Source organism: Salinibacter sp. (assembly GCF_036626415.1).
GTDB lineage: Bacteria > Bacteroidota > Rhodothermia > Rhodothermales > Salinibacteraceae > Salinibacter.
Map to the genome: position 1 here is coordinate 1 of NZ_JAZKRW010000216.1, position 3,163 is coordinate 3,163.

A 3,163-nucleotide genomic window follows, 5' to 3' on the forward strand; every position below is an offset into this window, starting at 1 on the left:
GGCGGTCTGCCTGAAGGGGCTCGACGGTCACATTGAACGCCGTGCACGGAATGTTGGCGTCGCGGCACCGGCGGGAGACCGCTTGCTGCCGGTCTTTCGGCATCGTCGTGGTGGTAACAATCACCTCGTCGACGTCGTGGTCGCGGCAGACCTGCACGAGCTCGTCGCCCGTGCCACGCACCTTCAGTCCCTGGATGGTCCGGTCTTGCTTGAGCGGGTCGTCGTCGATGAAGCCGACGGGCTGTCGGTCGAGGGCGTCGTTCCGACGGAGCTCGCGAAGCGTGAGCATGCCCGCGTCGCCGGCGCCGTACAGCAGTACGCGTCGCCCGCCGCTTCGGGTCGCCGCAAAATACTGTCGCAGGCCCCGGAAGCCGAAGCGCACGCCCACGACGGCGAGGGTCACAGTCATCCAGTCGATGACGAGCACCGACACCGACACAGCCCCCAACCCGTGGAGGGCGATATATATCCCAAACGCCGCGCCCCCCGCCACTATTGTGGCTGTGCCCGTGCGCACCAGCTCCGGCGTCCCGGCGTGCCGCCAGATGCCCCGGTAGAGGCCCATCGCGTAGAAGATCAGCGTCTTTGCGCCCACGACGAGGGGGAGCGCCTCGAGCATGCGGGTCTCCCGAAGAGCGGTGAGGCCGCCCTCATACCGGAGGTAGTGCGCCACGACGAAGGCGGCCCCGACCAGCAGGGCGTCGACGAGGATTCCCCCGGCGGCCTTCCACCGATGGCCGAACAGGTCGTGGAGCACCCGGCGCGGATCGAGAGACGTGGCCGACCGCCCGTCGCCCCGGGCATCGCCCGCCCGCTGCACGCTGGCCCGCGCGACGTGGATCCCGAAGACGCCGAGTCCAATGCCCAGGAACGTGCTCAGGGCGTAGAAGAGCGTCACGTCGACGAAGAGCACCACGAGGGCGAGGCCGCCGGAGCAGAGGCTCAGGCCGTACAGCGTCAGGACGGCGTGCTGTTCCGAGAGCCCCAGAAAGACGAGCCGGTGGGACGTGTGGTCGCGCCCGCCCTGCGACACCGGCCGCCCGGCGAGCTTGCGCATGCAGGTGACGAGCGTCGTGTCGAGGATTGGGACCGCCAGCACCGCGAGGGGGACGAGCCCCACGGCGAGCTGCCCGACCCCGGCGGCCTGCTGCTGCACGACGAGCGCGAGGGCCGCGATCGTAAAGCCGAGGAAGAGGCTCCCGCAGTCGCCCATGAAGATGCGGGCGGGCTCGTAGTTGAACGCCAGAAACCCGAGCGCCGCGCCGCCGACGGCGCCCCCGAGGGCCACGGCCGTCGCGCTGCCCGTCAGCCCCGCAAAGACGGCCATCACGACGGCGGCGATGCCCGCGATCCCCGCGGCGAGGCCGTCCATGTTGTCGAGCAGGTTTACTGCGTTGGTGATTCCCAGGACCCAGAGCAGCGTCACCGGCAGCGAGAGCCAGAGCGGCCAGTGGGCCCCGAACGCGTAGCCGGCGTACAGGAGGAGCCCCGTGGCCACCACCTGCGCGGCCAGCTTCGCGGCCGGCTGGATGCGGGCGAGGTCGTCCACCGCCCCAACCGCGAACATGAGCGTCGCCCCGCTCCACACCGCCCACACGTCCTCGGGCGGGAGGGCGACGAAGAGGCCAATGGTGGCCGCCCCGTAGATCGCGATGCCGCCCATCAGCGCCGTGGGCCGCCCGTGCCACCGATCCTCGCGGGGATAGGCCACCCACTCCAGCCGCCGGGCGAGCCAAATCACGAGCGGCGTCAGCAGCAGCACTCCCAGGGCCGAAGGGAGCAGGGCCCATCCGAGATCACTCAATACGTGTTGTTGCAATGGGGCCATACGCGGAAGGGGTCGGGTGCGGAAGAGCGGAATCGGAGCGCCGCGTTCTCGTCACGCGGACGTCACGATCGGAAACTATGCCCCGGTGCCGTCGAATTGCTCCAGGGACGGCTGGGGATCGGGGTCGTTCTGGCGGGTTTGGACGTCCGCAATCGTATCCTGCAAAATGTTTTCCAGTGAATGGGTGGGCTCGAAATCGATCATCTCCTTCAGCTTTGAAATGTCGGGCGTACGCCGCTTCATGTCCTCGAACCCCGGCCCATAGACGTCCTCGTAGGGGATGTGCGTAATGTCGGAGGCGGACTCGGCCACTGCGCGCACCTGCTCGGCGAGCTGATTAATCGAGACTTCGTCCGGGCGCCCCACATTCACGATCTCCCCCTCTGCCTCTGGGGTGTCCAGCAGGCCCCGTACGGCACGCACGGCGTCGTGGACGTGAATGAAGCAGCGCGTCTGCGTGCCGTCGCCGTGCACCTGAATGGGGCGGTCGTCGAGGGCCCGCTCCACGAAGTTCGGAATCACCATGCCGTAGCGGCTGCTCTGGCGCGGCCCCACCGTGTTGAAGAAGCGGACGCACGTCACGGGCAGGTCGTATTCGTCGGAGTAGGCCTGGGCCAGAAACTCGTCCATCGCCTTCGAGCAGGCGTAGGCCCAGCGGCGCTTGCTCGGGGCCCCGAGGGTCCAGTCGTCCGTCTCACTCAGGGCGTCGAGCGACGGGTCGGTCTGCATCGCCTTGCCGTAGATTTCGGAGGTCGAGGCCAGAAGCACCTTCGTATCGTGGGCGCGGGCACACTCGAGCACCCCCTCGGTCCCCCCCACGTTCGTCTGGATCGTTTCCACCGGCTTCTCCATCACGCGCTTGACCCCGACCGCGGCGGCCAGGTGCACCACGCAGTCGGCGGGCGCGACCCCCGCCTCCAGCGCGTCTTCGTCGCGGACGTCGCCGACGGTGAGCGAAAACCGGTCGTGGCCGGCCCACCGGCCGAGGTTGGCGAGGCGTCCGGTCGACAGGTTGTCGAGCACGTGGACGTGGTGCCCGTCCTCGAGAAGGCGATCCGTCAGGTGCCCGCCGATAAAGCCGGCCCCACCGGTGATGAAGTAACGCATGCGGCACGAGGTGAGGATGAAGGAGGACCCTCCGTACCCCCAGGACGCGGGGGCATGGGAAGAGACAAGTCTGTAATTTACCGTAATCAGATGTATGTTAGGTGACAGCGCCCAGAAACGGAAGCCCCGCCCGGCAACATTCACAGAGGTTCTACCCGCTCGCCCTACGATCTCTCTTCGGGCCCGCTCACCAGGGTACACACGACCGTGACCGAACACCCATTCCCG

General features: G+C 68.1%; 2 protein-coding genes. Both read right to left on the minus strand.

The window, feature by feature from the left end:
• A partial coding sequence (locus V5A20_RS13810) for a hypothetical protein (protein WP_332327622.1) occupies positions 1 to 1,828 on the minus strand: 1,828 nt, incomplete at its 3' end.
• A 75-nt stretch (positions 1,829 to 1,903) separates the two neighbouring features.
• On the minus strand, positions 1,904 to 2,935 hold the full coding sequence (locus V5A20_RS13815) for an NAD-dependent epimerase/dehydratase family protein (RefSeq protein WP_332327623.1): 1,032 nt from the start codon (positions 2,933 to 2,935) through the stop codon (positions 1,904 to 1,906).
• Positions 2,936 to 3,163: the final 228 nt, after the last annotated feature.

Excerpts from the sequence above, each read along its gene's own strand:
- V5A20_RS13815 (WP_332327623.1), bottom strand. The coding sequence starts at position 2,935 with ATGCGTTACTTCATCACCGGTGGGGCCGGCTTTATCGGCGGGCACCTG.